The organism is Streptomyces sp. NPDC033131 (genome assembly GCF_055578365.1).
Window position 1 is genome coordinate 93607 of sequence record NZ_JBVIPA010000018.1, and the last position, 7269, is coordinate 100875.

A 7269-nucleotide genomic window follows, 5' to 3' on the forward strand; every position below is an offset into this window, starting at 1 on the left:
GCGGTGACGGACCAGGACCGCCGGGGACGTGGGTGGAGGTCGGGGCGGGATGATCGGGACTGTGTTCCGGACCGAGGACGTACCGGTGGAGGACAGGTTCGAGTACTGGCGGCAGGTGATGAGCCTGGCGATCGCACCCAGCGAGATGAGCAGTGACTACGCCGCGGACTTCCGGGCGGAGCAGCGGTTGCTCGAACTGGGGCCGGTGCGCGTGTGGCCGACCCGGATCCGGCCGACACGGTTCCAGCGGAACGCGCGGCTGGTGCGGCGGTCCGACCCCGAGGAGTACCACCTGTCACTGGTGCTCGGCGGAGGAATGGGCTTCGACCACGTGGGGCGGGCCGACACGTACGGACCGCACGACCTGTGGCTGTCCGACACCTCACGCCCGTACGACGTACAGCCCTACGGCGTGCGGCCGTCGGCCGACCAGGACATCCCCTTCATCACCGGGGTGGGTGTGGACTTCTCCAAGGCGCTGCTGCCCCTGCCACCGGCCCGGGTCCGGGAGTTGCTGGGCAGGCGGCTGTCGGGGCGGGAGGGGACGGGCGCCCTGCTGACGGGCTTCCTCACCGGCCTGGACCGGCAGTCCGACTTCCTCCAGCCGTCCGACGCGCCGCGCCTGGGCATGGTCCTGGTCGACCTGCTGGCGGCATGGCTCGCCCACCTGCTGGACGCGGAGAGCGCCCTGTCTGCGGAGTCCCAACGCCGGGTCACGGTCACCCGCATACGGGCGTTCATCCGGCAGCACCTGCACGACCCGGAACTGCGGCCGCCCGTGATCGCCGCCGCGCACCACATCTCGCTCAGCTACCTGCACCGGCTCTTCCAGGAAGAGGGGTCGGGGGAGACGGTGGCGGCCTGGATCCGCGCTCAGCGGCTGGAGGGCGCCTGCCGCGATCTGGCCAACCCCACGCTGTACACCACGCCCGTCCACACCATCGCCGCACGCTGGGGCATCCCGCGCGCCTCCGACTTCACCCGCGCCTTCCGCACCGCGTACGGGATCTCGCCCACGGAATACCGGTTCCAGGCCCTGTTCGAGGGCGAGTAGACGCAGCGTCAAAGCCCTGTGGACCCGGTGGTAACGACAGCCTCAGTACCCGCTCCGCATTCTGGTGACGTGTTGAGCACGTACGTTTCACCCGAATCGAGAGAACTCCTCCATGGGTAGACCCTTCCGGATTCCCCTCGCCATGGCGGCCGTCGCCCTGCTGACCGCGCCTGTCCTGACCGGTTCCTCACTCACCGGCACGGCGACGGCGGCAGAGACCACCAACGCCACCACGACCACCACGACCGCGGCGGTCACCGCCGAGGCCGCCGCGGACCCCGTCTACGCCCGGCTCTACAACCAGGGCACCGGAAAGTGCCTCGCGGTGCCGGGCCCCTACACGGACGTCGAAGGCGCCGAGCTGATCCAGTGGACCTGCAGCACCAGCGAGACCCAGTACTGGGCGCTCGTCCCCGTGACGGGCGGCTACCAGGTGAAGAACCTGGCGAGCGGAAGATGTCTCGCCGTGGAGAGCAGCAGCAAGGTGCAGGGCGCCATCTCCGTCCAGTCGACCTGCGACGGCGGTGACGGCGGCGACCAGGTCTGGGCACACGACTCCATCGACCGGCTGACGAACGCCAACAGCAAGTTCTGCCTGGCCGTCCTCGGCACCGAAACGGCCAACGGAGTCAAGCCCGCTCAGTGGACCTGCGGCACGAACAAGGATCAGCAATGGCTCTGGTAACGGAACTACGGTTCTCGCGACGGCCCAGGCCGGCTCTCCTGGCAGGTCTCCTCGGTCTCGTCGCCGCGCTGCTGGTGACCCTGCTCATCGCGCCCGACCGCGCGTCCGCCGCGAGTATCTCCGCCCCGCAGGTCGTCTACCAGAACACGGCGACCGAGGGCGACGGGCCGCGCACCCCCGACATCATCAGCACCAGCGCGAACGACGCGGTCGTGGTGTGGCGGGAGGGCACCACCGCCACGGTGATCACCGACACCTCGGGACCGGTCGTCGACCACGGGTACATCCGGTACTCGTACACCACCGACGGCGGCGCGAGCTGGAGCCGCCCGCAGACGCTGGCGCAGGAGACCAGCGAGCACTCCTGGCACTACGTCGAGCTCTACAAGACGGGCGACCGCATCCTCGCGTACATGGGCAGAACCTCGCCCGCGAACCGCAGAGGCCTGCCGATCGACGCCATCGTCGCCAAGGAGAGCACCGACGGCGGGCACACCTGGCACGACTTCACGGTCAATCTGCCGCTCGCCGACCACGGGAACCTCGCCCTCGCCGGACGCCCGGTCCAGATGGCCGACAAAAGATATGTCATGCCGGTCTGGTGGACGGGCCGGAAGGTCGGGGCGCTGTACTCCACCAACCTCCAGGACTGGACGGCCGGCACCGCCGCCCCCAACCCGACCGACCACCTGCCCGGCGAACCGCAGCTGGTCATCTCCCAGGATGACCCGAACAAACTGCTCATGGTCGCCCGCAGCAGTCCCCCTGACGGCACATCACCGACGTTCGCGCTGACCGCCACCAGCACGAACGGCGGCGAGTCCTGGAGCAACCTCGCCCTGGACACCAACGTGCCCAACAACGACTCCAAGAGCTACTTCACCAAGGACAGCACCGGCCGGTATCTGACCATCTACAACACCGCCCGAGACCGGCTCGCCATGAATTACCGGACCAGGAGCCCCGGCGCGGCCTGGTCGAGCAGCAAGCTGTTCGCCAACCCCGACGGCCCCAACGACCCGACACCGGCCGGAACAGGCGCCGGCTGGGACACGTACCCGATGGGCGACGAGTACGCGCCCGGCAAGTACTTCATCGTCTGGGAGCACGACACCTCGGCCATCCTGGTGAGCAAGCTCGACATCTCCGACACGTAGACCGACCGGCTTCGCCGACCCGGCTGCTCCGCGAGGGGAGAGCAGCCGGGTCGGCGGAAGTTCACGAAGCGGTTCGGCCCCCTCAGCCCGTTTGCGAGGCCAGGTTCGGCCACCGCTTGAGCAGTAGCTCCTCGACGCCCGGTAGAGCCTTCTGGCCCACCAGGGCCACTGCGATCGCCGCCAGTACGCCCGCCCACGCCATCGGGCCCAGAGGCGTGCAGCCGAAGAGCTGGCTCGCGCCTGGGGTTTGTACCAGGGCGAAGAGGGCCACCGCCGAGCCCAGGGACGTGAAGCGGACCAGGGGGCTGTCCCGGCGGTCGGCCAGGGTCTGGGCCAGTTGGGTGCCCACCACCGCGCACAGGGCCATCGTGGTCGAGCGGCGGGCCGTGCCCGGGGTGAAGCGGCCGAAGAGCCAGGCCACGGTGGCGCCGAGGCAGGTGGTGAGGGCCCGGTGGCGGATCTGGCGGATGAGGGGGGCACCGAGCAGCGCCGTGCCCAGAGGTTCGTCGGGTTCCGCCGCTGTGGACTCGTCCTTCTCCGTCGGGGTCACCGCCACCGCCATCGCCGGGAACAGGTCCGTGAACAGGTTGACCAGCAGCATCTGGCGGGTGGACAGGGGCGCGGCGCCGGACAGGACGGTGCCGAGGATGCCGAAGCCGACCTCACCCGCGTTGCCGCCGATGAGGATGGCGATGGCGTCGGCGACGCTGTGCCACAGGGCACGGCCTTCCTGGACCGCGTCGATGAGCACCGACAGGTCGTCGCCGGTGACGACGAGGTCGGCGGCGTTGCGGGCGGCGGCCGAGCCGCGGGCGTTGATGCCGACGCCGATGTCGGCGGCGCGGATGGCGGCGGCGTCGTTGGCGCCGTCGCCGACCATGCCGACGACCCGGCCGGCGTCCCTGAGAGCCTCGACGACCTGGAGTTTCTGCTCGGGCGCGACCCGGGCGACGACGTCGGCGTCCCGCAGCATCCGGGAGCGGGCCGTGCGGTCGGCGGCGGCGAGTTCGTCACCGGTGACCACGTTCGCGTCGTCCGGCCAGCCGAGGTCGACGGCGATGGCGTGGGCGGTCTGCGGGTGGTCGCCGGTCAGCACGACGGGCCGTACGCCCGCCTCGCGCAGCCCGCGGACCAGCGCCGGGGACGTCTCGCGCGCCACGTCGGCGAGCGCGAGCAGTCCGGTGAACTCCAGGTCCCGCAGGGGCTCTTCGAGTACGTCCGTCGCCTGCTCGCCCTCCTTCAGCGGGCGGACGGCCACCGCCAGGACGCGCAGGCCGTCGGCGGCCAGTGACTGGGCCCTGTCGGAGATGTGGGAGGGGAGGTCGGCGCAGGTGGGCAGGACCGTCTCGGGGGCGCCCTTGACGACCAGTACGGGTGAGCCGTCCCCGGCGCGGCCGACGGCGGCGGCGTAGCCGCGGGCGGCCTCGAAGGGGCGGCCCTCGGTCTGCTCCCAGTCGGGGTCGGGACCGGCGGCGTCCAGGACGGCCTCGTCGGTGGCGTGCACCGGGCGGACCGAGTCGCCGTTGAGGCGGGGGCAGGCGCGGGCCGCGGCCCGCAGCGTCTCGGCGGCGTCCGGCTGGTCGAGGGTGTGGACCGTACCCTCCCCGTCGGCCACCCGGACCAGGCGCAGCCGGTTCTCGGTGAGGGTGCCGGTCTTGTCGAAGCAGATCGTGTCCATGCGGCCCAGCGCCTCCAGCGTGCGCGGGGTGCGGACGAGGAGGCCGCGGCTGCTGAGCCGGCGGGCGGCGGCGAGCTGCGCCACGGTGGCCACCAGCGGCAGGCCCTCGGGTACGGCGGCCACGGCCACGGCGACTCCGCCGCTGACCGCCTGCCGGATCGGCGTACCGCGCAGCAGCGACAGGCCGGTCACCGCGGCGCCGCCCGCCATCGTCAACGGCATCGCCTTACGGGTGAGTTCCTGGAGACGGGCCTGCACTCCGCCGGCCGGCGGGACGCGGGCGGCGAGCGAGACGGCCCGGGCGGCCTCGGTACGGTCGCCGGTCTCCACCACGACGGCCTGGGCACGTCCCGCCACCACCGTCGTCCCCTCGAAGACCATGCAGTGCCGCTCCGCCACGGGGGCGCGCGGGGTCGGGTCCATGTCCTTGTCGACCGGCAGGGACTCGCCGGTCAGCGCGGACTCGTCGACCTCGAGACCGTCCTGCCACAGGAGGCGGGCGTCGGCGGGCACCACGTCGTCGGTCTTGAGGTCGATGACGTCGCCGGGACTGAGCTTGGCGGCGTCGACCAGGTGTGCCGACTCCCCCTCGTCGTCGTCCGCGACCCGTGCCTTCTGCTTCTGCTGGGCGAGCAGCCCGGACAGGGCACGCTCGGCCCGCAGCCGCTGGATGCCGCCGACCAGGGCGTTCAGGTCGAGGGCTCCGAGGACCAGCAGGGCGTCCACGGCGGAGCCGAGGATCGCGGACGCGGCCGAACCGACGGCCAGGACCGGGGTCAGGGGGTCGTCCAGCTCGCCGCGCACGGCCCGGGCGAGCTGCCACGACCAGCGCGCGGGGGCCAGCGCGGGCTGTCGTACGACGCTGTCGGCGGCCGTACGCGCCCGGGCGGTCGCCTGTTCGACGGGGGTCGGCTCCGGGGGCGCCTGCCGCTCCAGCCGGTCGCGTACGTCGTCCGGGTGCAGGGCGTGCCAGGACACCCGCGGCCGGGGGTGCGGGGCGCGGGCCGCGGCGACGCCGAGGGCTGTGTGGACCCCCGAGAACAGGGCGGCGGCCGCGCCGAGGTCGACCGGCGCGTGCGGGAGGCCGGGCAGAGGTGAACCACCGCCGCCCTTGCGGGACTCGCCGATCGCCACGAGCAGGCCGGACAGGGCGGCGCCGGACCGGGCCAGGGTCTGTGACCGACGGCCGACGCCACGCGCCGCCGGAATGGCGATCAGCAGCCGCCACACGTCGGCGAGGCCGTGCGGGGCGAGGACGTCCGCGCCCCACACCACCTGGCCGTCCTCGTCGGTGAGGGCGACGGCCACGTCACCGCGGAGGAGTCCGAGGGTGACGTGCGCGTCCTCGTGCGGGCGGGGGCGGGCGACGGTGACGACACCGCCTTCCTCGCGCAGTTCGTCCACCACCTCGCTCAGCGGCCGGTCCGCGTCGACGACCTGGTCGGCCAGGCCGGTGAAGTCGGCGAGCGCGGGATCGTCGACGACCACGACCCGCAGCCCGGCCCGGCGGGCGGCGTCCAGGACGGCCTCGGTCCACGGGTCGGCGCCCGCGCCGGGTGTCCTGAGCGCACTGGGATGCAGCACGACCGTGCCGGCCATTTCCAGCTGCCGCAGCCGGTCCGGGTCCCGCACGAGCACGCCCGCGCGGGACAGGGCACCGCTCAGGACGGCGTGGAAGGCGGCGGGCCCGTACCGCGCGGCCTTGGGCGAGCCGGCCAGGACGGCCTCGGCCGCCTCGCCGAGGTTGTGCTTGACGAGCAGGGCCGCCGCCGCGCCCAGGACACTGCCGGTCGAGGCGTGGGCGGCGTACTCCTGGGCCGGGGACGTCCGCAGCGGCGGGCGTACGCCCGGATCCGCGGGCACGCTGTCCCGGCCGGGCGCGCACAGGTGGTCGTGCACGGTCTCGAAGGCGGCCGTCCGCACCACCGCCTCCGCCAGCTGGCAGCTGCGCAGCACCCCGTCGAGCACCAGCGAGGTCGGGGAGTGGCCGGCGCCGTGCACGGCCGCGTTCGCGGCGGCGAGTACGACTTCCATGCGGGCGTTGCCCAGACGGGCGCGCAGCCAGGAGCGGAAGCGGGGGTTCTCGCGCAGCAGCGTGACCATGGCCGTCACCAGACGCGGCGAGGCAGGCAGCCGCAGCGCGGACCCCGCCAGCGCGACCCCCACCCCCACCACGTCGGCGGCGAGCGCCTCGGCGACAGTCCGCACGGCGGCGGGATCACCGGGGTGGTCCATCTCCTCGACGGTGTCGTCGGCGGCCATCGGCACCAGCCCGTACCGCTCGGCCAGCACCGCCGCCCGCTCCACGACCCGGTCACTCACGGCTTCCTCGGTCGCCGCCACCACCAGCCGGGCCAGCCCTTGATCCCAGTAGGCGAAGGCGACGTCCGGATGCTCGGCGAGAGCGACGGCCACCCGACGGGCGAGGTGTTCGGTGCGATGGGCGTGCCCGCCGTGCCCACCCCCACCCTCGGCCCGACCGGCCGCGGGCTCCACGCCGGCGCCCGGGTGGCCCGCAGCGTCCGGCTCGCCCGAGTGACCCACAGCGTCCGGCTCGCCCGCCGGGTGCGGCCCGTCATCGAGCCGCCCGGCCCCGCGCGCCTCACCGACGCCCGAGCGGCCCGCGCCACCCGGCCCCGCCGCCGGGTACAGCCCCTCGCCGGCCCGCCCGGCCACGCCCGCCTCACCGACGCCC

At 73.4% G+C, this 7269-nt stretch carries 4 protein-coding genes; 3 read left to right on the forward strand and 1 reads right to left on the reverse strand.

Annotated elements, in window-relative coordinates:
- Window positions 1-49: 49 nt before the first annotated feature.
- The 3 genes from ACZ5XS_RS23380 (at window position 50) to ACZ5XS_RS23390 (ending at window position 2896) form a co-directional block, all read left to right on the forward strand.
- Complete coding sequence (locus ACZ5XS_RS23380; protein ID WP_468654220.1) at window positions 50-1054, forward strand: helix-turn-helix domain-containing protein; 1005 nt, start codon at window positions 50-52, stop codon at window positions 1052-1054.
- A gap of 112 nt (window positions 1055-1166) precedes the next feature.
- On the forward strand, window positions 1167-1739 hold the full coding sequence (locus ACZ5XS_RS23385; RefSeq protein ID WP_468654221.1) for an RICIN domain-containing protein: 573 nt from the start codon (window positions 1167-1169) through the stop codon (window positions 1737-1739).
- Window positions 1727-2896 carry a sialidase family protein gene (locus ACZ5XS_RS23390; protein WP_468654223.1) on the forward strand — a complete coding sequence of 390 codons (1170 nt, stop codon included), beginning with the start codon at window positions 1727-1729 and terminating at the stop codon, window positions 2894-2896. The genes ACZ5XS_RS23385 and ACZ5XS_RS23390 overlap by 13 nt, the downstream gene beginning before the upstream one ends.
- A gap of 82 nt (window positions 2897-2978) precedes the next feature.
- On the opposite strand, the gene ACZ5XS_RS23395 is transcribed toward ACZ5XS_RS23390, so the two are convergent.
- Window positions 2979-7250, reverse strand: coding sequence for an HAD-IC family P-type ATPase (locus tag ACZ5XS_RS23395; protein ID WP_468654341.1), 4272 nt, complete (start codon window positions 7248-7250; stop codon window positions 2979-2981).
- Between the last annotated feature and the right edge of the window lie 19 nt (window positions 7251-7269).